Raw genomic sequence first — 24,951 nt, 5'->3', positions numbered from 1 at the left:
CAAGATGACATTTAATGCCGACCTGCACCGCAGCACGCTGAAACTGCCGAACCGCCTGGCGCGCAACGGCAGCGGAGTCTATGACAGTGCACTGGAAATGAGCGTGCTGGATGCCGGGCCAGAATATGATCGCGGCCCGCGCAGCCAGCAACCCACGATGGTTTTTATTCACGGCTTCGGCGGCCGCGCGGCCTACTGGGAATACCAGCTGGAACAATTCCAGCTCGACTACCGGGTGATCGCGCTCGACCTGCGCGGCCACGGCTACAGCGATGCGCCGACAGCGGCCGAAGGCGCCAGCTACGATGTGCCGGAACTGGTCGCCGACATCGCTGCCGCGCTGGATCAGCTGGAAGTGCCGCAGCGTTTCATCCTGGTGTGCCACTCGTTCGGCGGTGCGCTGTCCGCCTATTTCCTGAAGCAGTTTCCGCAGCGCGTGTCGGCGCTGGTCATGATCGCCTCGGCAGCGCGTTTCCGCCTGCGCCTGGCCGGCCGCATCGTGCTGCGCATGCCGCCGCGCATATTCGATATGGTGCGCAAACTGATGCCGTACGTCGGCATCACCGCGGCCCGCATTTATCCGCCGTCGCACGTGGTTTACCTGCAAAACCGTCATGCCTTGCTGCCGTGGGACGGCAGCGAATACCTGCGCGCGATCGCGGTGCCGACGCTGGTGATTCTCGGCCACCGCGATATCCTGTTCGACGAGGCCGCCTACAAGGAAGTGGCGCGCCTGATCCCGGGCGCCGAAGAACTGGTGGTGCCGGTATCCGCGCACCAGGTGATGGTGGAGCGCCCCGATGCGGTGAATCGCGCCATCCAGCGCTTCCTGCAGATGCAGTCCGATCCGGCGGAGCTGGCGGAGCGGCGGGCACGGCAAAAAGCCGAGCGGCGCGCAGCGCGCAAGCAGCTGGAAGCCGAACGTCCGTGGCTGAAATTCTACGATGCCCGCACGCCATACCGCATCAAGATACCGGCAGCGCCCTTGCCGCGCTTGCTGGAAGCGACGGCCAGGCGCTTCGGCAAAACCACGGCGCTGGCTTACCGCGGCGGCAAGATCGACTGGCGCGAACTGGACCGGCAAGCCAATCGTTTTGCCCATGGCTTGCTCGACTTGCGCATCAAGCCCGGCGAGCGGATCCTGCTGGCCTTGCCGAACATACCGTCTCTGGTGATCGCCTATTTCGGCATCCTGAAAGCAGGTGCGGTGGCGGTGCTAAGCGACGCCGCCACGCCCAAGGAAATCCTGCTGACGCGCATGGCAGATGCAGGCGTCGTGATGCTGGTGACCACCACCAACCGCTACGACGACTTGCGCGATGAGCTGCAGAGCGATCGCCGCGCGGCCGGCCTGCGGCGCGTCATATTCGCGTCGATGATCGATCACATGGGCTGGCGTGAAAAACTGAAATTCGCGACCTTGCATCATGTGCAGGAAGGGCATTGGCTGCCCTGGTTCCGGCAAGACAAGCAGCATCGCCGGCATGAGCGGCGCTACCTGAAATTCAAGCAGGTGCTGGGACGCGGTTCGGTAGCGCCGACTGAGCTGGTGCAGGATGTCGGCGACATCGCGGTGGTGGTGTACACCTACGGCGCCAGCGGCACGCCGCTGCCGGTGGCGCTGTCGCACCGCAACCTGGCAGCGAACGCCTTGCAACTGCGCCACTGGCTGCCGGAATCACGGCCGGGCGACGAACGTTTCCTGGCGCAGCAGCCCTTGTCCAGCGCCTACGGCCTGACCGGCTTGCTGCACCTTGGCGTGTACCTGGGCGCGACCCTGATCCTGTTGCCGGGAGCTGAACTGGAGCCCTTGCTGAAGACCGTCAAGAAGATGCGGCCGACATATTTCCCGACCACGCCGCGCATGGTGCGTGAACTGGCGCACACGCCCGGCGTGCGGCGCTACGGCCTGGCCTCGATCCGGGTCTGCGCGGTCAGCGGTTCGCCGCTGGCCCAGGAAATCCGCGAAGAATTTGAAAAGCTGACGCGCGGCCGCCTGGTCGAAGCCTATGGCCTGACCGAGGCTGCACCCGCGGTGCTGGCCATGCCGCTGGCGGCGCGCCGCATCCAGGGCGTGGTCGGCGTGCCGTTGCCGGATACGGAAGTGAAAGTGGTCGACCTGGATACGGATGCCGAATTGCCTAGCGACACCGTGGGCGAGTTATGGGTGCGCGGGCCGCAGCTGTTCTCCGGCTACGATCATGGCCCTGCCGGCGCCGCCGGACCCGGGGCATCCGCACTGAACCTGATTGCCAGGAAGATAAGCAAGGAACGTTTGTACGACGGCTGGCTGGCCACCGGCGACGTCGCCAGCATCGACGAAGACGGTTTTGTTTCCATCATCGACCGCAAGAGTAATATGGGAATACGGAACGGTCGACGGGTGTTCCCGCGGCAGATCGAAGAAGTCTTGTTCGAGCATCCGGCGGTGGCAGTTGCCCACGTGAAATGGAGTCCGGACGAGGAGGGTGTCCAGCATCTGCTAGCAGAGGTTTTGTTGCATCACAACATGAAGCTCAGCGCCGATGATTTGCTCAAATATGCGTCAAAACGCTTGCATGCGGACGCTTTGCCCGATAGCATCGCGGTAGAACAAAAAAATACAACCGTGCTTTTTTAACGGTGGCCGGCAATATATCCCGGCAATACCCCCTTACAGGCGCGTTTTTCTTCCAGTGAAACAAGCCAAAAAGAATGCATTTATAACAAGCAGAGACTAAAGGCAGAGTATGGATAAATACGTGGATAAATTTTGGCTCAAATCGTATCCGGAAGGCGTGGCCCCGGAGATTGACTACTCCCAATACCAGTCGCTGGCGCAGTTGCTGGAAGAGGCGTTCCAGAAATACGCGCCGCGCAACGCCTATGCCTGCATGGGCAAATACCTGACGTATGCCGAGGTTGACCAGCTGTCCCGCAAAGTCGGCGCCTGGCTGCAGGGCAAAGGCCTGGAAAAGGGCGCGCGAGTCGCCATCATGATGCCTAACGTGCTGCAATATCCGGTGGCGATCGCCGCCATCTTGCGTGCCGGTTATATCGTGGTCAACGTCAATCCGCTGTACACCCCGCGCGAGCTTGAGCATCAGCTGAACGACTCGGGCGCGGAAGCCATCTTCATACTCGAAAATTTCGCCACTACCCTGCAGCAGGTCATCGCCCGCACCAAGGTCAAGCATGTGGTGGTCGCCAGCATGGGCGATCTGATGGGCGTCAAAGGCCTGGTGGTCAACCTGGTGGTGCGCCATGTCAAGAAGATGGTGCCGAGTTTCTCCTTGCCCGGTTCCGTGCCGTTCAACAGTGTCTTGTCGCAAGGGGCCTCGCTGCAGCTGAAACCGGTTGCGCTGACGCCCGACGACACCGCTTTCCTGCAATACACAGGCGGCACTACCGGCGTCTCGAAAGGGGCAACTCTGTCGCATCGCAACGTGGTGGCCAACGTGCTGCAGGCTGAAGCCTGGCTCGCTCCCGGCTTGAACAACGGCCCGAAAGTCGAGCAGCTGGTGTTTGTCTGCGCCTTGCCGCTGTATCACATCTTCGCCTTGACGGTATGCGGCATGCTCGGCATGCGCGAGGGCGCCTTGAACCTGCTGGTCCCGAATCCGCGCGACATCGCCGGCCTGATCAAGGAAATGTCGAAGTACCAGATCAATACCTTCCCGGCGGTCAATACGCTGTACAACGCCTTGCTGAACCATCCCGATTTCGCCAAGCTGGATTTCTCCGGCTACCGGGTCTGCGTCGGCGGCGGCATGGCGGTGCAAAAGGCGGTTGCGGACAAGTGGAAAGAAGTCACCGGCTGCCCGATCATCGAAGGCTACGGCTTGTCGGAAACTTCGCCCATCGCTTGCGCCAATCCATGCGACATCAAGGAATACAGCGGCACCATCGGCCTGCCTTTGCCGTCGACCGAGATCGCCATCCTGGACGACGCCGGCAATCCGGTAGCACTGGGCCAGGCCGGCGAAATCGCGATCCGCGGACCGCAGGTCATGCGCGGCTACTGGAACCGCGATGACGAAACCGCCAAGGTCATGACCGCTGACGGCTTTTTCAAGTCGGGCGATATCGGCATCATGGATGAGCGCGGTTACACCAAGATCGTCGACCGCAAGAAAGACATGATCCTGGTCTCCGGTTTCAATGTCTATCCGAACGAAGTCGAAGGCGTGGTGGTGCAGCATCCGGGCGTGCTGGAATGCGCATGCGTCGGTGTGCCGGACGAACATGCCGGCGAAGTGGTGAAGATTTTTGTGGTGCGCAAGGATCCGTCGCTGACCGCCGAGCAACTGATGGCTTATTGCCGTGAGCAGCTGACCGGCTACAAGCGGCCGAAATATATCGAGTTCCGCACCGACCTGCCGAAGACCAACGTCGGCAAGATCCTGCGCCGCGAATTGCGCGACGAGAAACCGGCTGAGCAAAAACAGGCGGCCTGAGATTTGGAAAAAGTGGCGTCTTGCCGGAGGCCACGGTTGTGAAAAACCCCGGATGTGCGACAAGCGCATCCGGGGTTTGTTTTTTTGCGAGAGCGTCAGGCGGTGATGCGTTCTACTTTGCCGACCAGCAGGATGTACGATAGCGCTCCCGCCAGGGCCATCACGGCGATATAGGTGATGGCCGGCGCGAAGCTGTCGCCGCTGATCAGGAACCCGATCACCAGCGGGGTCGTGATGGCGGCCAGGTTGCCGATGAAGTTGAAAACGCCGCCGGTCAGCCCCAGCATCTTGGCCGGCGCCAGCGACGACACAAGCGACCATGAGATCGAAGCAAAGCCGTTGCCGAAGAAAGCCACCGCCATGAAGACGATGATCCAGGCGGTCGAGTCGACATAGTTGGCGCCGATGATGCAGGTAGAAATCAGCAAGCCGCTGATGATCGGCAGTTTGCGCGCCAGGCCGACCGATGCGCCCTTGCGTATCAGCCAGTCGGAAAAGATGCCGGAGCTGAGCACGCCGAGGAAGGCGGCCAGGAACGGCAGCGAGGCCAGGAAACCGGACTTGATGAAATCCATGCCGCGGTACTTGACCAGGTAGGTCGGGAACCAGGTCAGAAAGAACCACAGCGTGGAATTCACGGCGTACTGTCCGAGGTAGATGCCCCACAGCTTGCGCCGGCTCAGCACCAGCCCGAGGTCGGCCACGCTGAAGCCGGGTTTTTGCGTGCTGCTTGCCTGGGCGATATCGACCAGGCCGCCGCCGCTGCGGATCAATTCGATTTCCGCTGCATTGGCGCCCTTGAACTGGCGCGGCTCGCGGTACACCAGATACCAGATCGCGGCCCAGGCAATGCCGGTCAGGCCGGTGCTGACGAACACCATGTGCCAGCCGTAAGCTTGCTGCAGCCAGGCCAGCAGCGGCGTCAGGAATGCCAATCCGACGAACTGGCCGGAGGTGTAGAAGCCGATGGCGGTGGCCCGTTCGCGTTCCGGAAACCAGGTAGTGACGACGCGGTTGTTGATGGGGTAAGCCGGCGCTTCCAGCGCCCCCACCAGCAGGCGCAGCGCAAACAGTCCGGCGAAGCTGCCGATAAAACCGAGGAAGACGGTGGCCAGCGACCACAAGGCCAGCGCCAGCGCATACAGCACTCTAGGCGCCACCCGGTCCACCAGCCAGCCGCCGGGGATTTGCATGGCGGCATAGGTCCAGCCGAAAGCGGAAAAGATCCAGCCGGCATGGACCGGATCGATCGCCAGTTCGCGCATCAGTTCCGGCGCGGCGATCGACAGGTTGCTGCGGTCCAGGTAATTGATCACCACCGTGACGAACAGCAGCAGCATGATCAGGAAGCGTTTGCGGCTGGGTGCTTGCTGCGGCGGTTGTGTTGTCCTGTTTGCCGTCGACAGCGGTTCTACTTCAAGCACCTGCTCCTGCATAACGATTCTCCTGTCGGGGTTTGCCAGACCTTATGGTGGTGTTTGAGGGCTATGCTGCTCTCTTCGTGAAATCATTTGTTTGATGGATCGATCAAGCTGCGTCTTACCACTCGGCGAAACTGCCGTCCTTGTGGCGCCAGATCGGATTGCGCCAGCGGTGGCCGACGGCAGCCCGTTCCTTGACATACTCCTCGTTGATTTCGATGCCCAGTCCCGGCCCCTGCGGAATGGTCACGTAACCCTTGTCATAGGAAAAGACTTCGGGGTTTTTCACGTAATCGAGCAAGTCGTTGCTCTTGTTGTAATGGATGCCCAGGCTCTGTTCCTGGATAAAGGCGTTGTACGACACCGCATCCACCTGCAGGCAGGCGGCCAGCGCAATCGGACCGAGCGGGCAGTGCAGCGCCACGGCGACGTCGTAGGCTTCAGCCATGGTGGCGATCTTGCGCGTTTCGGTGATGCCGCCGGCGTGCGAAACATCGGGCTGGATGATGTCGACATAACCTTCGCTCAGGATGCGCTTGAAATCCCAGCGCGAATACAGCCGCTCGCCCAGCGCAATCGGCGTGCTGGTCAGCGGCGCCAGTTCTTTCAGCGCTTCGTAGTTTTCGCTCAGCACAGGTTCTTCAATGAACATCAGCTTGTACGGTTCCAGTTCCTTGATCAGGATCTTCGCCATCGGCTTGTGCACGCGGCCGTGGAAATCGACGCCGATGCCGATATGCGGGCCGACCGCCGCGCGCACGGCGGCGACGTTGGCCAATGTCGCTTCCACTTTTTCATAGGAGTCGACAAACTGCAGTTCTTCGGTGCCGTTCATCTTGACCGCGGTAAAGCCGCGCGCCACGGCGTCCTTGGCCGCTGCCGCGGTGTCGGCCGGGCGGTCGCCGCCGATCCAGGAATAGACGCGGATGCTGTCGCGCACCGGGCCGCCGAGCAGCTGACTGACCGAGACGCCGAGCGCCTTGCCCTTGATATCCCACAGCGCCTGGTCGATGCCGGCCAGCGCGCTCATGTGGATGGCGCCGCCGCGATAAAAGCCGCCGCGGTACAGCACCGTCCAATGGTCTTCGATATGGCGCGGATCCTTGCCGATCAGGTAGTCGGACAGTTCTTCGACAGCCGCCGCCACGCTGTGCACGCGGCCTTCGACCACCGGTTCGCCCCAGCCGACCACGCCTTCGTCGGTTTCTATCTTCAGGAAACACCAACGCGGCGGTACGATGTAAGTGGTCAGTTTGGTGATCTTCATTAAGCTCGTCTCCTGTTCAATTTTTTATTTCTGGCGTTTCCGCTGTTTCTGCCGTGTTTGAATTTTCTTGTATTGCACACCATGCCGCGACAAACCGGTTGGCGTTCTGGCCGACCTGGTCGGCGCTCAACCCCGGTTTGTACAGGGCCGATCCAAGGCCGAATCCGGAAGCGCCGGCGCTGACGAATGTTGCCAGGTTTTCCGGCGTGATGCCGCCTACCGGCAGCAGCGCCACTTCGCGCGGGATCACTGCTCGCCATGCTTTGACTACGTTCGGCCCCAGCTGCTCGGCCGGGAACATTTTCAAGACATCGGCGCCGGCGGCCAGCGCAGCGAATGCCTCGGTGACCGTGGCGACGCCCGGCGCACAAGCCAGGCCAGCCTGTTTGGCGGCAGCGATCACTTCCGGGTCGCTGTGCGGCATGACGATGATTTCGCCGCCGGCGCGCTTGACTGCCGCTACCTGGTCGGTCGTCAGGACCGTGCCGGCGCCGACCAGGCAGTCGGCAGGCAAGGCATTGCGCAGGCTGCGGATGCTGTCGAACGGCTGCGGCGAATTGAGCGGCACCTCGATGATGCGGAAGCCGGCTTCGTAAAGTTTCAGGCCGATCGCGGCTACTTCATGCGGCTCGACGCCGCGCAGAATGGCGATCAGTCCGCACTGTTTCATTGCATTTCTTAACATGATGGTTTCCCGGTATTCCCGCTGCTAGGCATGTTTCAATAGTCCAGCCGTCAGCGCCAGTTGCCACAGGCCGCGTTCGGTGGCCTGGGCGACGACTTCGACTGCCCCAAAATCATAGGCGCGCAGCACTTGCGTGTAGCGTGCGCACAAGCCGGCTTCGCCGACCAGCATCACTTGCGAGGGCTGCCGTCCCTGTTCCCGCAACATGGCTTGCAATGCGGCGATTTCGTGGCCGATCAGCAGTCCGGACAGGTATTCGCGCTGGCCGGCGCCGTCCAGCACGCCGGTCAGTCCCAGCGTGCGCGTACTGAATATGGTCGACAATACGCCTGCCTGGCCGGCTGCGCTGCGCGCCACCAGGGCGCCGCGCTCAAATGCTTGCTGCCCGGCCCCCGCGTCGTCTTTGTCCTTGCCTTCGCCAGCCTGCATGCCGCGACCGAGAATGGTATGGCCGGACAAGGCGGCAAACACTTCGCCGGTCATGAACGTATCGAAATGCGCTAGCTGGCATAGCTTGCCCGCGCGCCGTATCTGCACCCACTTGGAATGCGTGCCGGGCAGGCCGATCAGGACATCGGTCTCAGCCGTGTCCTGGTTGAGGGCATTGAGCACGCCGACCACCTGGGTCTCTTCGCCGCGCATGACGTTCGGCAGCATGGCGTTTTCGATCAGGCCCGGCACCAGATGGATCGGCTGGCCATGGCGATTGCGCAGCAGGCTCAAGCTGGCGCCGATGCGGTCGACGGCGATCGGCACTTCCAGGTACGGTACTTCCAGCCAGCCCTGGCGGCTGCCTACCATGCCGGCCGCGATCACCGGCGTGCCTGGTTCGGCGCGCAGCCAATCGCCGCAAGCTTGCTCGAAAGCGGCTTCAAAATCGGCTTCAAGCGCGGCTTTGTCGCCGCTTGCGGCTGCCGGCAATTGCATTATGCCGCAGGGCAGGGCGCGCAACTCCAGCGTCTGGCCATGCGCTCCGAGCCGGTAGGCGCGCAGCGATGAAGTCCCCCAGTCGAGGGCGATCAAGTGCGTTTGATGCGGTGCAGGCGGCATGGGTTGGTTGGTTTTAAAAATTACAGGCAGGATCAGCGTGCCCCGTGATGTGGCGTACTTTATTCCGGCTGCCATTTTCTGTCAATATATGATATCATATCCCAATATATGGGATATAAAAGTAAGCTTAGGTATTTTCTGACAGGTTCTAATCATGCGCAAATCGCAGGACTCGGCAGAGTTGCCTGACAATCCGGATGAGCCGGCTGCCGCACCGACCGGCACCCAGACCCTGACACGCGGGCTGGGAGTACTGCAGGCGGTGGCTGGCGGTGCGCGCGATCTGAAACAGATCGCGCAGATGCTGGGCACCACGCGCAGCACTACCCACCGGCTGGCGAACTGCCTGGTGCAGGAGCGCTATCTGCGCTTTACGCCGAGCGCGGGTTATATGCTCGGACCGAAACTGATTGAACTAGGTTTTCAGGCGCGCGAAGAAGTCTCGCTAAGCATAGCGGCGCGGCCCTACCTGGAGCAGTTGGCCGAACAGTCGGGCGACACTATCCACCTGGCTTTGCAGGACGCCGACGATGTGCTCTACCTGGACAAGATTCCCGGCAAGAAGGGTTTGGAAATGCGCTCGCGCGTGGGGCACAGGATGCCGATCGCCACCACCGGCGTCGGCAAGGCTCTGATGCTGGGCATGGACGAAGAGGAATGGAAGAGCTTGTACCAGAAGCGCAGCAGCGCCGCCAGCAGCCATGCTTCCGGTTTATTGCCGAAGCGCAGCTGGATTGAGTTCCGCGACCAGATGCGTGAATACGTCAAAGGCGGTTATGCCTTCGACCTGGAAGACAACGAGCCGTCGATACGCTGTGTGGCGGCGCCGATCTACGACGCCAGCCACGCGATTGTCGCCGCCATCAGCGTGTCCAGCACCCTGCCTTACATGCCGCTGGAACGGATGCAGTCACTGATCGCGGTAGTGCAGGCCGCGGCGGCCAGCATCTCCAGCGAGCTCGGGGCAAACAAGGATGTGAGTCAGGACGCCAGCGGCGGCAGCTGACGCGGCTTGCGCTGGGCGTCGGTGGCGACATAAGTCAGCGTCGCTTCGGTCACTTTCACGACTTCCGTCTGCAGCCGGTTGCGTTCGGCATACACCTCGACGTTGACGGTGATCGAAGTATTGCCGACCTTGACGATCTCGGCATAAAACGACAGCAGGTCGCCGACAAACACCGGCTGCTTGAACAAAAAGGAGTTCACCGCGATCGTGGCGACACGGCCGTTGGCGCGACGGGTGGCCGGCAGCGAGCCGGCAATGTCGACTTGTGCCATGATCCAGCCGCCGAAGACGTCGCCGTGCACGTTGGCGTCGGACGGCATCGGCATCACCCGCAGCTGCGGCATGGTGTCGGGTGGCAATTGATTGTTGTTTTGATCAGTCATCGGTTATTTCCCCTGAGAGCTACAATTGGTTTTGTATCCGTAGCTTAAACCATTCTTTACGATTGTCACCCTATGCGCCACCATTCTTACACGTCGCCAGAGCCCGCCGCAGTTACCGGCAGCGGCCAGCCAAAGCGTAGCGACTGGGCCACGCTCAAGACCTTGCTGCCCTATCTCTGGACCTACAAGTGGCGCGTCTCGCTGGCGCTGCTGTTCATGCTGGGCGCCAAGCTGGCCAATGTCGGCGTACCGCTGGTGCTGAAGAAACTGGTCGACAGCATGACCATCACGGTCAGCCATCCGCAGGCGATGCTGGTGCTGCCGCTGGGGATACTGGCGGCCTACGGCGCGCTGCGCCTGAGCACCACCCTGTTCACCGAATTGCGCGAGTTCGTGTTCGCGCGCGTCACCCAGCGCGCGGTGCGCACCATCGCCCTGCAGGTGTTCCGCCACCTGCATTCGCTATCGCTGCGCTTCCACCTGAACCGCCAGACCGGCGGCATGACGCGCGACATCGAACGCGGCACACGCGGCATCTCGTCGCTGGTGTCGTATGCGCTGTTCAGCATCCTGCCGACCCTGATCGAAATCTCGCTGGTGCTGGGTTACCTGGTGCTGCACTACGACATCTGGTTCGCCGGCATCACCGCGGTGGCGCTGGTGAGCTACATTTTTTTTACCGTCACCGTCACCGAATGGCGCACCCATTTCCGGCGCACCATGAACACCCTCGATTCGAGCGCCAACACCAAGGCCATCGATTCGCTGATCAACTACGAAACCGTCAAGTATTTCGGCAACGAGGAATACGAAGCGCGGCGCTACGACGACGGCTTGATGCGCTACGAAACCGCGGCGGTGAAATCGCAGACCTCGCTGTCCCTGCTCAATACCGGGCAATCGCTGATCATCGCCATCGCGGTGACGCTGATCCTGTGGCGCGCCACGCAGGGCGTAATCGACGGCAAGATGACGCTGGGCGACCTGGTGCTGGTCAACTCCTTCATGATCCAGCTGTATATTCCGCTCAATTTCCTCGGCGTCATCTACCGCGAAATCAAGCAGAGCCTGGCCGACATGGAGCGGCTGTTCCACCTGCTCGATGAGAATCGCGAAATCGCCGACGCCGTGCAGGCGCCGCCGCTGCTGACCGGCGGCGCGCAAGTGCGTTTTGCGCATGTGGATTTCAGCTACGAGAGCAAGCGCCAGATCCTGTTCGACGTCGATTTCACGATTGCCGCCGGCACCACCACCGCGGTGGTCGGCCACAGCGGTTCCGGCAAGTCGACCCTGTCGCGTTTGCTGTTCCGTTTTTACGATATCAACAACGGCCGCATCACGATCGACGGCCAGGATTTGCGCGACATCACCCAGGCTTCGCTGCGCCAGGCGATCGGCATCGTGCCGCAGGATACGGTGCTGTTCAACGACAGCATCGAATACAACATCGCCTACGGCAAGCCGGGCGCCAGCAAGGCGGAAATCGTCGCGGTCGCCAAGGCGGCGCATATCCACGATTTCATCGAATCGCTGCCGGACGGCTACGATTCGATGGTGGGCGAGCGCGGCTTAAAATTGTCGGGCGGCGAAAAGCAGCGGGTGGCGATCGCGCGCACTTTGCTGAAAAATCCCGCGCTGTTGATTTTCGACGAGGCCACCTCGGCGCTCGATTCGAAATCGGAACAGGCGATCCAGGCGCAGCTCAAGGAAATCGCCAAGGACCGCACCACGCTGGTCATCGCCCACCGCTTGTCGACCATCGCCGATGCGGCGCAGATCCTGGTGCTGGACCACGGCCGCATCATCGAGCGCGGCACCCACCTCCAGCTGCTGGCGGCGGACGGCGCCTACGCGCAGATGTGGCAGCGCCAGCAAGCGCATCCGGAAGAAGTGGAAGGCCCTTCGCCGGGAATCGACGGCGGGTATCCTGAAAACGTGGTGCAGGTAATGTAGAAGTACAAGGTGCAGAAGTACAACGCCGATGCAGCTTGTCGGCCGCAGGTCCGCCAATTTTCTATGCCGCCGCGCCGACTCGCGTTACGATAGCGGCATGGAAAGCAAATGGTTAGAAGACTTCATTTCGTTGGCGGAAACGCATAGTTTCAGCCGCTCCGCAGAATTGCGTCATGTCACGCAGCCGGCCTTCTCGCGCCGCATCCAGTCGCTGGAAGCGTGGCTGGGCGCCGACCTGATCGACCGCACCTCCTATCCGACGCGGCTGACCGCAGCCGGCGAAGTGTTTTACGAGCAGGCGCTGGAGATGCTGGGCCAGATCAACAACGCCCGTGCGCTGATGCGCGGCAAGCGTCCGACCGCGTTGAGCACGGTGGATTTCGCCGTGCCGCATACCTTGTCGCTGACCTACGTGCCGCGCTGGATCCGTTTGCTGGAAGACGGTTTCGGACCGCTCAATACGCGCCTGCTGGCCTTGAACGTGCATGACGCCGTGATGGCGATGGTGGACGGCGGCTGCGACCTGCTGCTGTGCTATCACCATCCGCGCCAGCCGGTGCAGCTCGATACCGGCCGCTACGACCTGATCACACTGGGCAGCGAGGTGCTGCGCGCGTATGCCCATTGCAACAAGGCCGGGGTGCCGGACTATGTCTTTCCCGGCAGCGCAGGCGCGCCTTTGCCATTCTTGTCCTATACCAGCAATGCTTACCTCGGGCGCATGGTGGAACTGATCCTGGCCGACGCCAAGAAGCCGCTCTACCTTGAAAAACGCTACGAGACAGACATGGCGGAAGGCTTGAAAATGATGGCGCTGGAAGGGCATGGCGTGGCCTTCCTGCCGGAGTCGGCGGTGACCCGAGAAGTCAAGCTGAAGCAGCTGGCCAGGGTCGACAGGATCGACGATAGCGCACCCGAATGGGAAGCGACCATGGAAATCCGCCTCTACCGCGAACGTCCTACCGTGCAACGGCCCGGCAAGCCGGTGGTGGCGCGGTTATGGGCTTACCTGCTGCAACAGCAGGAACAGGCAACCAAAGAAGCAGCCAAGGAAGCCGCCAAAAACGCAAAACGTAAAACGCCGGCGGCGCTCGCATAAATCCCGGAACTGCAGGCACGCGGCGCACGCAGGACGTTGCGCGAAAACCATGCTCACCATGTTTGGATTGCATTTTTAATATCAATGCAAAAAATGCATAGTTACATGCGCACAAAGCATTGGCTTTGCCCTGTGCCGTTGTCCTACGATTCGCCACTAGATCGATTTAGCCCCCGCTGTCAGTTCCCCTGTCGTCCTTATTGCTGTCCTTAACCAGGGGGCCGGTCTGCAACTTCCAGGAGCGCGCAAAAATATGACTATCAAGCACGAAGTTCCATCCTATCTCACGCAACATGGCATCGGCCCATGGGGCGACTACCTCGAACAAATCGATCGCGTAACACCTTACCTCGGCAACTTGGCCCGCTGGGTCGAGACCATGAAACGTCCGAAGCGGATGCTGATCGTCGACGTCCCTATCGAACGCGACGACGGCACCATTGCCCACTTCGAAGGCTATCGCGTGCAGCACAACACCTCGCGCGGCCCAGGCAAGGGCGGCGTGCGTTTCCACCAGGACGTGACGCTGTCTGAAGTGATGGCCCTGTCGGCCTGGATGACGGTCAAGAACGCGGCCGTGAACGTGCCGTACGGCGGCGCCAAGGGCGGCATCCGGGTTGACCCGAAGACCTTGTCGCAAGGCGAGCTGCAGCGCATGACGCGCCGTTACACCAGCGAGATCGGCATCATCATCGGCCCCAACAAGGACATCCCGGCACCGGATGTCAACACCAACGAACAGATCATGGCCTGGATGATGGATACCTATTCCATGAACCAGGGCAGCACCGCGTCGGGCGTGGTCACCGGCAAGCCGATTTCACTGGGCGGCAGCCTGGGACGGCGCGAAGCCACCGGCCGCGGCGTGTTCGTGGTGGGTTGCGAAGCAGCGGTCAAGCGCGGCCTGGATATCCACGGCGCCAAGATTGCGGTGCAGGGTTTCGGGAATGTCGGCGGCATTGCTGCGCGGCTGTTCTCGGAAGCCGGCGCCAAGGTGGTGGCGGTGCAAGACCATATCTCGACCGTGGTGCGTTCCAGCGGCCTCGACGTGGCGGCGTTGCAAGCCCACGTCAATGAAACCGGCAGCGTCGCCGGTTTCAAGGGCGGCGAAGAAATCAGCGACCGTGCGCAGTTTTGGGCTGTCGATTGCGATATTTTGGTGCCAGCTGCTCTGGAGCAACAAATTACCGTGGAGAATGCGCCGACCATCCGCGCCAAGATCATCCTGGAAGGCGCCAACGGCCCGACCAGCCCGGCCGCGGACGACATCCTGCATGAAAAGGGCGTGCTGGTGGTGCCTGACGTGATCGCCAATGCCGGCGGCGTGACGGTGAGTTATTTCGAATGGGTGCAGGATTTCTCCAGTTTCTTCTGGACTGAAGATGAAATCAACCTGCGCCTGACCCGCATCATGCGCGAAGCGTTTACCGCGGTCTGGCAACTGGCCGAAGAGAAGAAGGTATCGCTGCGCACCGCTGCGTTTATCGTTGCCTGTACCCGTGTCCTGCAGGCGCGTGAAATGCGTGGTTTGTATCCTTGATTGATGTTGCGTTATAGTCGGGATGTTTTGCGCGCGCTCAAGCTTTAACCTTAGCTGAGCGCGTGTCATCTGGCCCTGGTCGTATCCAGGGACTTGTCTGCAAAAGAGCGACGCCAAGGCAGTCGCCGCCGACATGCAAACAGCTGGCTTGAATATTGCATTAAGCATATTCATTGCATAAAAACACCATCGACAGCGCAAGTCAACGGGGAGAGCAGCGTGGGAATCGGGAAAGGTAGGAGCGGCCAGGGAAGCATTGCGGCCGCGTGGTGCAATGCAGGTCTGGGCATGGTGTTAGCGATAACGTTGGGCGTCGCCGCAACAGCTGTTCATGCGGAAGATGTGCTGACGAAGATCCGCGACAGCAAGACCATCACGATCGGTTACCGGGAGGCGTCGTTCCCGTTTTCGTTTGTGGACCAGGATAAAAAACCGGTGGGTTATGCCATCGACCTGTGTCTCAAGATTGCCGATGCGGTGAAGCAACAATTGAAACTGCCGCAATTGAATATCGTCTATGTTCCAGTGACTTCATCTAATCGCATTGACATGATCGCAAGCGGAAAAATCGACCTGGAATGTGGCTCGACCACCAACAACGCAGAACGGCGCAAGCAGGTCAGTTTCACCATTGCGCATTTCATGGCGTCGTCGCGCATGCTGGTGCGGGTGGAAGACAAGATCAAGAACTGGCCGGACCTGCGCGACAAGAAGGTGGCGACCACCAAGGGCACGACCAGCGTCAAATCGCTGGTCGACCGTGGCCAGGTCCGTTCCCTGAACATGACCATAGTGGAAGGACGCGATCACAACGAATCGTTCAAGATGGTGGAAGACAAGGCGGCTGACGCTTTTGTGATGGATGACGTGCTGCTGTACGGCCTGAAGGCTACCGCCAAGGATCCTGCGGCCTACGCCATTGTCGGCGAGCCTTTGACAACCGAGCCTTACGCTATCATGCTGCCGAAAGGCGATACCAGCTACAAGGCAGTGGTCGACCGTGAAATGGGGCGCATCATCCACGATGGCGAGATCAACAAGTTATACACCAAGTGGTTCCTGAGTCCGATCCCGGCAAAAAATAATCTCGTGTTGAACATGCCCATGGGCTATCTTTTCAGGGAGTCGTTGCGCTTTCCGTCGGACCAGGTTGGCAACTGAAAGTAAACAGAATTGGCTGTAATCGTTAATTTATGCAAAATGAGCAAGGGTGGAGACAAGCGTTTTTGAAGAAGAGGTGAGAATAATAAATAAGCATAGGTTTAAGTCTGCTGCTGTGGCAGCGAGTTTGTTAAACTATACAGATAATTTTTTTTACGGGAGTTGTTATGATGTCATCAAAATTGGTCGTCGCTTTGCTAGGCTTGGGAGTAATGGTTGGCTCCGTACAAGCGCAAGAACTGACCGGAACACTCAAAAAAATCAAGGATACCGGCACCATTACCCTGGGTGTGCGCGATTCGTCCATTCCATTCTCTTACCTTGATGACAAACAATCGTATCAAGGTTACTCGATCGACTTGTGCCTGAAAGCCGCGACCGCCATTCAGAAACAACTCGGCCTGACCGCCTTGAACGTGAAGATGGTTCCAGTGACTTCGGCGACCCGTATCCCGCTGATCTCCAACGGCACCATCGACCTGTCCTGCGATTCCGCCACCAACAATGCAGAGCGCCAAAAGGTCGTTTCCTTTGCGCCGACCATGTACGTGACCGCGAACCGTATCCTGGCCAAGAAATCTTCCAACATCAAGACGCTGGACGACCTCAAGGGCAAGACCATCGTTTCCACTTCCGGCACGTCGAACCTGAAGCAAGTCACGATCCTCAATGGCGAGCGCAACCTCGGCATGAACATCCTGGCTGCCAAAGACCATGCTGAAGCTTTCCTGATGGTGGAAACCGGCCGCGCCACGGCGTTTGTGATGGATGACATCCTGCTGGCATCGCTGGCGGCCAGCTCGAGAGCGCCTGCCGACTACGAAATCACCAAGGAAGCCCTGTCGGTCGAGCCGTACGGCATCATCGAGCGCAAGGACGACCTGCCGTTCAAGAAAGCGGTCGACACTGCACTGAGCAATGTCTACACCTCGGGCCAGATCAACGACATCTACGCAAAATGGTTCCTGAAGGCGATTCCGCCCAAGGGCATCAACCTGAACGTGCCAATCAGCCCTGAGCTGAAGGCTGCGTTTGCCAAGCCTACCGATTCCGGCGATCCGGCTGCCTATGCTGCCGTCCCTGAAGCGCAGAAACAATCGTTGAAGTTGAAGAAAAAATAAGAACGGCGATAAGAATGAAACGGGAGGCGCAAGCCTCCCGTTTTGTTTCTGAAATTGAATTGCTGCGTTGCACAATCGGCGCCTGCCGGCTGACAGCGCAACGATGGAGATTTGAGTAATAGAGGGGACTTAATATGCATTACAACTGGAACTGGGGCATCTTCTGGCAAGAGTCTCCCGATGGTGTCAGCACCTACATGGACACCTTGCTGGCCGGCCTGAAGTGGACGCTTGCGTTGTCCGCGTCGGCCTGGATCATGGCGCTGGTCATCGGCACCGTGATCGGTACGATCCGTACCATGCCTAACAAATGGGCAGTGCGCGTAGCCAACGGCTACGTTGAATTATTCCGTAACATCCCGCTGATCGTGCAGATGTTCCTCTGGTATTTCGTGATGCCGGAAATCGTCCCTGCGGGCATAGGCAACTGGCTCAAGAGCCTGCCGAACGCATCATTCATCACCGCCTTCCTGGCGCTGGGTTTTTTTACGTCGTCGCGGATCGCCGTACAGGTATCCGCTGGCATCAATGCACTGCCCCGTGGCCAAAAGCTGGCGGGTACTGCACTCGGTCTGACGTTGCCGCAAACATATCGCTACGTATTGCTGCCGATGTCGTTCCGGATCATCATCCCGTCCCTGACCAACGAATTTGCAGCAATCATCAAGAACAGCTCGGTCGCACTGACGATCGGCCTGGTGGAGCTGACCGCCGCTACCTACTCGATGCGTGAATTCACCTTCCAGACTTTCGAAGCCCTCACCGGCGCCACCGTGATCTACGTGATCATCTCGGGGATTGCCTTGCTGCTGGCGCGCTGGCTTGAAAAAGCGATCGCGATTCCTGGCTTCATTGCTGCCGGCAGCGCCAACACGGGAGGCCATTAATCATGTTTTCGAATTTCGATTTTGACGTCATCCAGCGCTCCTGGATGTACCTGTTCACCACCGGCATGAAGTTCACGCTGACGCTGACTTTGGTGGCGATGATAGGCGGCATCCTGTTCGGCACCGTGCTGGCGATGATGCGTTTGTCGCACAACAAGGTGATTTCCCTGATCGCCACCAGCTACGTCAACCTGATCCGCTCGGTGCCGCTGGTGCTGGTGATTTTCTGGTTCTACTTCCTGGTGCCGTATATCGGCGCCTGGATTATCGGCGCGGCACAGCCGGTGCAGGTTGGCGCATTCTCGTCGGCATTGATCACGTTCATTTTGTTTGAAGCAGCTTATTATTGCGAAATCATGCGTTCCGGGATCCAGTCGATTCCGCGCGGCCAGGTTTCCGCCGGCTACGCGCTCGGCATGAACTACTGGCAAATGATGGGCAACGTGGTGCTGCCGCAAGCGTTCCGCAACATGATCCCGATCTTGCTGACCCAGACCATCGTGCTGTTCCAGGACGTTTCGCTGGTGTATGTGCTGGGCTCGGTGCCGGACTTCGTTACCGTTGCATCCAAGATCGCGCAGCGTGACGGCCGCCTGGTGGAAATGTACATGTTTGTCGCCGTGGTGTACTTCGTGATGAGCTTCGGCTTGTCGACGCTGGTCAAGAAACTGCAGCAAAGGGTTGCGATCATTCGATAATCGTTCGATAAAATTCAGGCCCTGTCCGGGGAAGGGCGGGGCCCGGACTGCAAAACAGAATTCAGGAATTAGGAGAAATACTCATGATTAAGCTTAACAACGTCAGCAAGTGGTACGGCCAATTTCAAGTCCTGACCGATTGCACCACGCAAGTGGCCAAGGGCGACGTGGTAGTGGTGTGCGGACCGTCCGGTTCCGGCAAATCGACCCTGATCAAGACCGTCAACGGCCTGGAGCCGTTCCAGAAGGGCGATATCACGGTCGACGGCATCTCGGTCGGCGATCCCAAGACCAACCTGTCGAAACTGCGCGCGCGCATCGGCATGGTGTTCCAGAACTTCGAACTGTTCCCGCACATGTCGATCCGCGAAAACCTGACCATCGGCCAGGTCAAGGTGCTGGGCCGCAGCCAGGACGAAGCCAATGAAAAAGGCTTGAAATACCTGGACCGGGTCGGCCTGATCGCGCAGAAAGACAAGTTCCCGGGCCAGCTCTCCGGCGGCCAGCAGCAACGCGTGGCGATTGCCCGCGCCTTGTCGATGGACCCGATCGCGATGCTGTTCGACGAACCGACTTCGGCGCTCGATCCGGAAATGATCAATGAAGTGCTGGACGTGATGGTCGGCCTGGCGCAAGAAGGCATGACCATGATGGTGGTGACGCATGAAATGGGCTTCGCCAAGAAGGTCGCCAACCGCGTGGTGTTCATGGACAAGGGCTTGGTGGTGGAAGACTGCACCAAGGACGAGTTCTTCGGTGCGCCGCGCTCCGACCGCGCTCGCGATTTCCTGGCGAAAATCATCCACTGATTGCTGAGTTTCGCGCAAGACGAGAAGCCGCCGCGGAGCATATCCGGGCGGCTTTTTTATTGCGGGTAGCCGGCTGTGGCAGCGCCGGCCAGCCGCAAACTGTCGGCATTTCGCGAAGCGCCGGCTCCGGCTGCGGTAAAATGACGCCCTAATCCGCAAGCCATGCCGGAGCGTTTTTTTGCAGAAGAGAATGAACATGACTGACGCCTTGACCGATACACTGACCATCACCCGCCCCGACGACTGGCACTTGCACCTGCGCGACGGCGTGGCGCTGGCGGCCGTCCTGCCGCATAGCGCACGCCAGTTCGGCCGCGCCATCGTGATGCCGAACCTGAAGCCGCCGGTGACCACCACCGCGCAGGCCGCGGCCTACCGCGACCGCATCCTGGCCGTGCTGCCGCCCGACCTGGCGTTTGAGCCCCTGATGACGCTGTACCTGACCAACAACACGCCGCCCGACGAAATCCGGCGCGCCAAGGACAGCGGCTTCGTGCATGCGGTGAAGCTGTACCCGGCCGGTGCCACCACCAATTCCGACGCCGGCGTGACCGACCTCAGCAAATGCTACAAGACGCTGGAAGTGATGCAGGAACTAGGCATGCCGTTCCTGGTGCACGGCGAAGTCACCGATCCGGCGATCGATATTTTCGACCGTGAAGCGGTGTTCATCGACCGCGTGATGCAGCCGCTGCGGCGCGACATGCCGGAACTGAAAGTGGTGTTCGAACACATCACCACCAAGGATGCCGCCCAGTACGTGGAAAGCGCTGGCGGACCGGTGGCGGCGACCGTCACGGCGCATCACCTGCTGTATAACCGCAACGAAATCTTCAAGGGCGGCATCCGGCCGCATTATTATTGCCTGCCGGTACTGAAGCGGGAAGAGCATCGGCAAGCACTGGTGCAGGCGGTGACTTCCGGCAGCACCCGGTTTTTCCTCGGCACCGATTCGGCTCCGCATCCGAAGGGTTTGAAAGAGCACGCCTGCGGCTGCGCCGGCTGTTATACCGCGCTGCACGCGATGGAACTGTATGCGCAAGCGTTCGACCAGGCCGGCGCGCTGGACAAGCTGGAAGCCTTCGCCAGCTTTAACGGCCCGGCATTCTACAATCTGCCGCGCAACCAGGGCACGGTCACGCTGAAGCGCCAGCCGTGGACTTTGCCGGCGGAACTGCCGCTGGGCGAGACCACCCTGGTGCCGCTGAACGGCGGCGAAACGATAGACTGGCAATTCGCGTAAAGTTATTCAAAACTTCGTTTTAAGCTTCGCTTAAAGCCTCGTTTTTCACCTTTTGCATCGACATGGTGCGATTTTTGCATGCTTGAACGGCAGGAGTGGATAAAGTTGTCCTTCCATACTGTCTAACCGTAGCTTACTGGTTCGTCTCCGGACATGGGTTTCAAGCATGCAAAGTCTACGTATCGTTGTTGTCAATCCAGTCGCCATCGAAGGCGACGACGATCCCGCGTTCGAAGCGCAGGCCGCACGCGGCAAGGCTTTGCGCATCGGCTTGCTGGAGGCCGGCTACAACATCATCGCTTCGCTGCCGGCCGACCTGTACCTGCCTGAAAGAATTGCCCAGTTGCAACCAGACATGGTCATCATCGACGCTGAATCCGACGCCCGCGATGTGCTGGAGCATGTGGTGATCGCCACACGCGATGCACGCCGCCCCATCGTCCTGTTTACCGAGGATGCAAAAACTTCCAGCATGGATGCGGCAATGGCCGCCGGCGTCTCCGCTTACATCGTTGCCGGATTGCAGACGGCGCGCATCAAGCCGGTGCTGGAGGTGGCGCTGGCGCGCTTCCGGCAAGAACAGAAGCTGCTGGCCGAGCTGTCCGACACCAAGCTGAAGCTGGCCGAACGCAAGCTGCTGGACCGCGCCAAGGGTTTGCTGATGGATCATCAAAAGCTGAGCGAGCAGGAGGCTTATCAAAAGCTGCGGCGGCTGGCGATGGACAAGAACCTCAAACTGTCCGAAGTGGCGCAACGCATTATCGATGCCGCCGACCTGCTGGGCTGATCAAGCCGTCAACTGCATGCCCGCTCGCGGCGAACTTGTTTGGTGCATTGCACAAGGCCGGTGCGCTTTTTGAGCGAAAAACCGGCGTGCTTATGTACCTGCTTAGGTACTGTTAGGCATTTCCCCTGCTAAAAATTCCTGGCACGTGGTTTGCATAGCCAGTTTCAAGCGCCAACGCTGGCGCTGCTGGAATCGGCTAACGGCGGCCTTCTCCACATAAGACAAAGGTGTCTTTCCGCATGACTCGTTCATTGCGGGACGACGCCTTTTTTGTTGCCGAAAACAATCTGGAGCCATGCAATGGAACCAAGCAATGCACTGCAGCTAGACCCCCTGGGCACCGAGCATGCGCCGAACACGCTTGTCGACGGCAAGCGCCGTCAACTATTACAAACCGCGACCCTCGCGGCAGGAGCCAGCATGTTGGGATTATCTAGCACGGCAACCGGAGCCTGGGCCGCGGGCTCGGACAAGCCGGAAAAGACCGAGATCAAGATCGGCTTCATTCCGCTGACCGATTGCGCATCGGTGGTGATGGCGTCGCTGCTCGGTTTCGACAAGAAATACGGCATCAAGATCGTGCTCAGCAAGGAAGCTTCATGGGCCGGCGTGCGCGACAAGCTGGCCAACGGCGAGCTGGATGCCGCGCATGTGCTGTCGGGCCTGATCTACGGCGTGCAGATGGGTATAGGCGGCCAGAAGAAAGACATGGCGATCCTGATGGGGCTCAACAATAACGGCCAGGCCATCACGCTGTCGAAGAAGCTGGCCGACAAGGGCGCTGTCGACGGCCCCTCGCTGGCCAAGCTGATGGCCAGCGACAAGCGCGAATACACCTTCGCCCAGACTTTCCCGACCGGCACCCACGCCATGTGGCTGTACTACTGGCTGGCCGCCAACGGCGTCAATCCGCTCAAGGACGCCAAGGTGATCACGGTGCCGCCGCCGCAGATGGTAGCCAACATGCGGGTCGGCAACATGGATGGTTTCTGCGTCGGCGAGCCTTGGGGCCACCGGGCGATTGTCGACGGCGTCGGCATTACCGCCATCACCACCCAGGAAATCTGGAAAGACCATCCGGAAAAAGTGCTGGGCACCACCGCCGAGTTCGCCGCCAAGAATCCGAACACTTGCCGTGCCCTGATCGCCGCCGTGCTGGAAGCGGGCAAATGGATAGATGCGTCGCTCGCCAACAAGAACAAGATGGCCGAGGCGATCGCTGACAAATCGTATGTCAATACCAGCAAGGACGTGATCGACCAGCGCATCATGGGGCGCTACCAGAACGGCCTCGGCAAGACCTGGGACGATCCGAACTACATGAAGTTCTACAACGACGGCCTGGTCAATTTCCCTTACCTGTCGGACGGCATGTGGTTCATGACGCAGCATCGGCGCTGGGGTTTGCTGAAAACCGATCCAGACTACCTGGCGGTAGCCAAGTCGGTCAGCCAGATCGCCCTCTACAAGGATGCCGCAGCGATGACTAACACGCCGGTACCGAAAGACGCGCTGCGGACCTCGAAACTGATGGATGGCACGGTATGGGACGGCAAGAATCCAGCCGCTTATGCCGCATCCTTCAAGATCCACGCATAGATAATCCAGATGCTTCAGAACCGCGGTTTATTGGGGAGCCATCATGAGCGCAATCATGGACACAGCGGCAAATGCAAATCGCCAGGCGGCGACCATGGATAACAACCCGGCGGAAGCTCCCGCTGTCACCATTGCGCCCCTGCCATTGCCGAAAACCGGCAACCGCCGCAGCAGCATGCCGTCCTGGCTGATGCAGATCATCGCGCCGCTGCTCGGCCTGGCGTTCCTGGTGCTGGTCTGGCAGATCATCGCGATGAACAACAGCCAGTTCCCGACGCCGCTGCTGACCTTGCAGGAAGCACTCAAGCTGTTTGCCGATCCGTTCTACCGCACCAGCCCCAACGACCAGGGCATAGGCTGGAATATCCTGGCTTCGCTGCAACGGGTCGGCGTCGGCTTCGGCCTGGCGGCGCTGGTCGGGATTCCGCTGGGCTTCATGATCGGCCGCTTCAGATTCCTGTCCAGCATGTTCGGTCCCATCATCAGCTTGCTGAAGCCGGTATCGCCGCTGGCCTGGCTGCCGATCGGCCTGCTGGTGTTCAAGTCGGCCAACCCGGCGGCAATCTGGTCGATCTTCATCTGCTCGATCTGGCCGATGATCATCAACACTGCCGTCGGCGTGCAGCGGGTGCCGCAGGATTACATGAACGTGGCGCGCGTGCTCAACCTGTCGGAATGGAAAATCATCACCAAGATCCTGTTCCCTTCAGTATTGCCGTACATGCTGACCGGCGTGCGGCTGGCGATCGGCACCGCCTGGCTGGTGATCGTCGCCGCCGAAATGCTGACCGGCGGCGTCGGCATCGGTTTCTGGGTCTGGGATGAATGGAACAATCTGAACGTGCCGCACATCATAATCGCGATCGTGGTGATCGGCGTGGTCGGCCTGCTGCTGGAGCAATTGCTGGTGGCGCTGGCCAAGGCGTTTACCTATGAACAGGTAGCGAACTAACTGACTAACCGAGGCCGAGGACAACATGGAACAACGCGACGCCAAATTCATCGATATCCACCAGGCTGAAATGGTGTTCAGCACCAGCAAAGGTCAGTTTCACGCCCTGCGCGATATCAACCTGACCGTGCGCAAGGGCGAGTTCGTGACCCTGATCGGCCATTCGGGCTGCGGCAAATCGACCCTGCTGAACCTGATCGCCGGTTTGCTGCTGCCGAGCGAGGGCGTACTGATTTGCGCCGGCCGTGAAATCGGCGGGCCGTCGCCGGAACGAGCGGTGGTGTTCCAGAACCATTCGCTGCTGCCCTGGTTGACCTGCCACGAGAATATCTATCTCGGCGTCGAGCGCGTGTTTGCCGCGACCGAGAACAAAAGCGCCTTGAAGGAGCGCGCCAAGGCCGCATTGGCGATGGTCGGGCTGACGGCGGCCGGGCAGAAACGTCCGCATGAAATTTCCGGCGGCATGAAACAGCGGGTCGGCATCGCCCGCGCTTTGGCGATGGAGCCCAAGGTGTTGCTGATGGATGAACCGTTCGGCGCGCTGGACGCCTTGACCCGCGCCCACCTGCAGGATGAGTTGCTGAAGATCGTCGCCAAGACCGGATCGACGGTGGTGATGGTGACCCACGATGTCGACGAAGCCGTGCTGCTGTCCGACCGCATCGTGATGATGACCAACGGTCCGGCCGCGACCATCGGCGACATCGTGCAGGTGCGGCTGGCGCGGCCGCGCGAACGGGTGGCGCTGGCGCAGGACCCTTTGTATGCCGAGTACCGCACGTCGGTGCTGGAATTCCTGTACCGCAAACAGGCGCATCCGGTAGCGCAAGCGGCGTGACGGCGGCCAGGAGCAC

General features: G+C 60.2%; 21 protein-coding genes. 16 read left to right on the top strand and 5 right to left on the bottom strand.

Going from position 1 to position 24,951, the window contains the following annotated elements:
- Positions 1 to 4: 4 nt before the first annotated feature.
- Both CFU_RS20775 and CFU_RS20770 read left to right on the top strand, forming a co-directional pair.
- On the top strand, positions 5 to 2,620 hold the full coding sequence (locus CFU_RS20775; RefSeq protein ID WP_014007968.1) for an alpha/beta fold hydrolase: 2,616 nt from the start codon (positions 5 to 7) through the stop codon (positions 2,618 to 2,620).
- Positions 2,621 to 2,741: 121 nt separating this feature from the next.
- The gene (locus CFU_RS20770; RefSeq protein ID WP_041743737.1) at positions 2,742 to 4,436 is read left to right on the top strand and encodes a long-chain fatty acid--CoA ligase; all 1,695 of its coding nucleotides are present in this window, start codon (positions 2,742 to 2,744) and stop codon (positions 4,434 to 4,436) included.
- Between the two features lie 95 nt (positions 4,437 to 4,531).
- Here the strand turns inward: CFU_RS20770 and CFU_RS20765 are convergent, their stop codons facing one another.
- The 4 genes from CFU_RS20765 to CFU_RS20750 all read right to left on the bottom strand — a co-directional run bounded on the left by CFU_RS20765 (position 4,532) and on the right by CFU_RS20750 (position 8,859).
- On the bottom strand, positions 4,532 to 5,872 hold the full coding sequence (locus CFU_RS20765; protein ID WP_014007966.1) for an MFS transporter: 1,341 nt from the start codon (positions 5,870 to 5,872) through the stop codon (positions 4,532 to 4,534).
- Between the two features lie 103 nt (positions 5,873 to 5,975).
- Positions 5,976 to 7,124 carry a galactonate dehydratase gene (gene dgoD, locus CFU_RS20760; protein ID WP_014007965.1) on the bottom strand — a complete coding sequence of 383 codons (1,149 nt, stop codon included), beginning with the start codon at positions 7,122 to 7,124 and terminating at the stop codon, positions 5,976 to 5,978.
- Between the two features lie 16 nt (positions 7,125 to 7,140).
- Positions 7,141 to 7,809, bottom strand: a complete 669-nt coding sequence (locus tag CFU_RS20755; RefSeq protein ID WP_014007964.1) for a 2-dehydro-3-deoxy-6-phosphogalactonate aldolase — start codon at positions 7,807 to 7,809, stop codon at positions 7,141 to 7,143.
- Positions 7,810 to 7,833: 24 nt separating this feature from the next.
- Complete coding sequence (locus tag CFU_RS20750) at positions 7,834 to 8,859, bottom strand: 2-dehydro-3-deoxygalactonokinase (protein ID WP_041742571.1); 1,026 nt, start codon at positions 8,857 to 8,859, stop codon at positions 7,834 to 7,836.
- Between the two features lie 154 nt (positions 8,860 to 9,013).
- On the opposite strand from CFU_RS20750, the gene CFU_RS20745 reads away from it, so the two are divergent.
- Positions 9,014 to 9,865 carry an IclR family transcriptional regulator gene (locus CFU_RS20745; protein ID WP_014007962.1) on the top strand — a complete coding sequence of 284 codons (852 nt, stop codon included), beginning with the start codon at positions 9,014 to 9,016 and terminating at the stop codon, positions 9,863 to 9,865.
- On the opposite strand, the gene CFU_RS20740 is transcribed toward CFU_RS20745, so the two are convergent.
- Positions 9,841 to 10,248, bottom strand: coding sequence for an acyl-CoA thioesterase (locus CFU_RS20740; protein ID WP_014007961.1), 408 nt, complete (start codon positions 10,246 to 10,248; stop codon positions 9,841 to 9,843). The genes CFU_RS20745 and CFU_RS20740 overlap by 25 nt on opposite strands.
- 72 nt (positions 10,249 to 10,320) lie before the next feature.
- On the opposite strand from CFU_RS20740, the gene CFU_RS20735 reads away from it, so the two are divergent.
- The 13 genes from CFU_RS20735 (at position 10,321) to CFU_RS20675 (ending at position 24,935) form a co-directional block, all read left to right on the top strand.
- The gene (locus CFU_RS20735; protein ID WP_014007960.1) at positions 10,321 to 12,201 is read left to right on the top strand and encodes an ABCB family ABC transporter ATP-binding protein/permease; all 1,881 of its coding nucleotides are present in this window, start codon (positions 10,321 to 10,323) and stop codon (positions 12,199 to 12,201) included.
- 97 nt (positions 12,202 to 12,298) lie between these two features.
- Positions 12,299 to 13,300: a LysR family transcriptional regulator gene (locus tag CFU_RS20730; RefSeq protein ID WP_041743734.1), complete on the top strand. Its 1,002-nt coding sequence runs from the start codon at positions 12,299 to 12,301 to the stop codon at positions 13,298 to 13,300.
- Positions 13,301 to 13,553: 253 nt separating this feature from the next.
- Positions 13,554 to 14,840 (top strand): Glu/Leu/Phe/Val family dehydrogenase, encoded by a 1,287-nt coding sequence (locus tag CFU_RS20725; RefSeq protein WP_014007958.1) that lies wholly within the window; start codon positions 13,554 to 13,556, stop codon positions 14,838 to 14,840.
- Positions 14,841 to 15,128: 288 nt separating this feature from the next.
- Positions 15,129 to 16,001, top strand: a complete 873-nt coding sequence (locus CFU_RS20720; protein WP_050808671.1) for an amino acid ABC transporter substrate-binding protein — start codon at positions 15,129 to 15,131, stop codon at positions 15,999 to 16,001.
- Positions 16,002 to 16,168: 167 nt separating this feature from the next.
- Entirely contained in the window at positions 16,169 to 17,122 is a 954-nt protein-coding gene (locus tag CFU_RS20715; RefSeq protein ID WP_014007956.1) for an amino acid ABC transporter substrate-binding protein, read from the top strand.
- 134 nt (positions 17,123 to 17,256) lie between these two features.
- The gene (locus tag CFU_RS20710) at positions 17,257 to 18,009 is read left to right on the top strand and encodes an amino acid ABC transporter permease (RefSeq protein WP_014007955.1); all 753 of its coding nucleotides are present in this window, start codon (positions 17,257 to 17,259) and stop codon (positions 18,007 to 18,009) included.
- A 2-nt stretch (positions 18,010 to 18,011) separates the two neighbouring features.
- Entirely contained in the window at positions 18,012 to 18,707 is a 696-nt protein-coding gene (locus tag CFU_RS20705) for an amino acid ABC transporter permease (RefSeq protein ID WP_014007954.1), read from the top strand.
- Between the two features lie 83 nt (positions 18,708 to 18,790).
- Positions 18,791 to 19,516: an amino acid ABC transporter ATP-binding protein gene (locus CFU_RS20700; protein ID WP_014007953.1), complete on the top strand. Its 726-nt coding sequence runs from the start codon at positions 18,791 to 18,793 to the stop codon at positions 19,514 to 19,516.
- A 190-nt stretch (positions 19,517 to 19,706) separates the two neighbouring features.
- The gene (gene pyrC, locus CFU_RS20695) at positions 19,707 to 20,759 is read left to right on the top strand and encodes a dihydroorotase (RefSeq protein WP_425304678.1); all 1,053 of its coding nucleotides are present in this window, start codon (positions 19,707 to 19,709) and stop codon (positions 20,757 to 20,759) included.
- A gap of 166 nt (positions 20,760 to 20,925) precedes the next feature.
- Positions 20,926 to 21,546 carry an ANTAR domain-containing response regulator gene (locus CFU_RS20690; protein ID WP_014007951.1) on the top strand — a complete coding sequence of 207 codons (621 nt, stop codon included), beginning with the start codon at positions 20,926 to 20,928 and terminating at the stop codon, positions 21,544 to 21,546.
- A gap of 300 nt (positions 21,547 to 21,846) precedes the next feature.
- Positions 21,847 to 23,145: a CmpA/NrtA family ABC transporter substrate-binding protein gene (locus CFU_RS20685; RefSeq protein WP_014007950.1), complete on the top strand. Its 1,299-nt coding sequence runs from the start codon at positions 21,847 to 21,849 to the stop codon at positions 23,143 to 23,145.
- A gap of 175 nt (positions 23,146 to 23,320) precedes the next feature.
- On the top strand, positions 23,321 to 24,097 hold the full coding sequence (gene ntrB / locus CFU_RS20680; RefSeq protein WP_425304708.1) for a nitrate ABC transporter permease: 777 nt from the start codon (positions 23,321 to 23,323) through the stop codon (positions 24,095 to 24,097).
- Between the two features lie 25 nt (positions 24,098 to 24,122).
- Complete coding sequence (locus tag CFU_RS20675; RefSeq protein WP_014007948.1) at positions 24,123 to 24,935, top strand: ABC transporter ATP-binding protein; 813 nt, start codon at positions 24,123 to 24,125, stop codon at positions 24,933 to 24,935.
- Positions 24,936 to 24,951: the final 16 nt, after the last annotated feature.

The sequence above is a fragment of the Collimonas fungivorans Ter331 genome (genome assembly GCF_000221045.1).
Taxonomy (GTDB): Bacteria; Pseudomonadota; Gammaproteobacteria; order Burkholderiales; family Burkholderiaceae_D; genus Collimonas; species Collimonas fungivorans_A.
The sequence above is the reverse complement of the archived record's forward strand: the minus strand, read 5'-3'. Positions and strand labels throughout refer to the sequence as shown.

Coding starts and splice junctions, on each gene's coding strand:
- CFU_RS20775 (WP_014007968.1), top strand. CDS start 5: ATGACATTTAATGCCGACCTGCACCGCAGCACGCTGAAACTGCCGAAC.
- CFU_RS20765 (WP_014007966.1), bottom strand. CDS start 5,872: ATGCAGGAGCAGGTGCTTGAAGTAGAACCGCTGTCGACGGCAAACAGG.
- dgoD (WP_014007965.1), bottom strand. CDS start 7,124: ATGAAGATCACCAAACTGACCACTTACATCGTACCGCCGCGTTGGTGT.
- CFU_RS20755 (WP_014007964.1), bottom strand. CDS start 7,809: ATGTTAAGAAATGCAATGAAACAGTGCGGACTGATCGCCATTCTGCGC.
- CFU_RS20750 (WP_041742571.1), bottom strand. CDS start 8,859: ATGCCGCCTGCACCGCATCAAACGCACTTGATCGCCCTCGACTGGGGG.
- CFU_RS20745 (WP_014007962.1), top strand. CDS start 9,014: ATGCGCAAATCGCAGGACTCGGCAGAGTTGCCTGACAATCCGGATGAG.
- CFU_RS20740 (WP_014007961.1), bottom strand. CDS start 10,248: ATGACTGATCAAAACAACAATCAATTGCCACCCGACACCATGCCGCAG.
- CFU_RS20735 (WP_014007960.1), top strand. CDS start 10,321: ATGCGCCACCATTCTTACACGTCGCCAGAGCCCGCCGCAGTTACCGGC.
- CFU_RS20730 (WP_041743734.1), top strand. CDS start 12,299: ATGGAAAGCAAATGGTTAGAAGACTTCATTTCGTTGGCGGAAACGCAT.
- CFU_RS20725 (WP_014007958.1), top strand. CDS start 13,554: ATGACTATCAAGCACGAAGTTCCATCCTATCTCACGCAACATGGCATC.
- CFU_RS20720 (WP_050808671.1), top strand. CDS start 15,129: ATGGTGTTAGCGATAACGTTGGGCGTCGCCGCAACAGCTGTTCATGCG.
- CFU_RS20715 (WP_014007956.1), top strand. CDS start 16,169: ATGATGTCATCAAAATTGGTCGTCGCTTTGCTAGGCTTGGGAGTAATG.
- CFU_RS20710 (WP_014007955.1), top strand. CDS start 17,257: ATGCATTACAACTGGAACTGGGGCATCTTCTGGCAAGAGTCTCCCGAT.
- CFU_RS20705 (WP_014007954.1), top strand. CDS start 18,012: ATGTTTTCGAATTTCGATTTTGACGTCATCCAGCGCTCCTGGATGTAC.
- CFU_RS20700 (WP_014007953.1), top strand. CDS start 18,791: ATGATTAAGCTTAACAACGTCAGCAAGTGGTACGGCCAATTTCAAGTC.
- pyrC (WP_425304678.1), top strand. CDS start 19,707: ATGAACATGACTGACGCCTTGACCGATACACTGACCATCACCCGCCCC.
- CFU_RS20690 (WP_014007951.1), top strand. CDS start 20,926: ATGCAAAGTCTACGTATCGTTGTTGTCAATCCAGTCGCCATCGAAGGC.
- CFU_RS20685 (WP_014007950.1), top strand. CDS start 21,847: ATGGAACCAAGCAATGCACTGCAGCTAGACCCCCTGGGCACCGAGCAT.
- ntrB (WP_425304708.1), top strand. CDS start 23,321: ATGCCGTCCTGGCTGATGCAGATCATCGCGCCGCTGCTCGGCCTGGCG.
- CFU_RS20675 (WP_014007948.1), top strand. CDS start 24,123: ATGGAACAACGCGACGCCAAATTCATCGATATCCACCAGGCTGAAATG.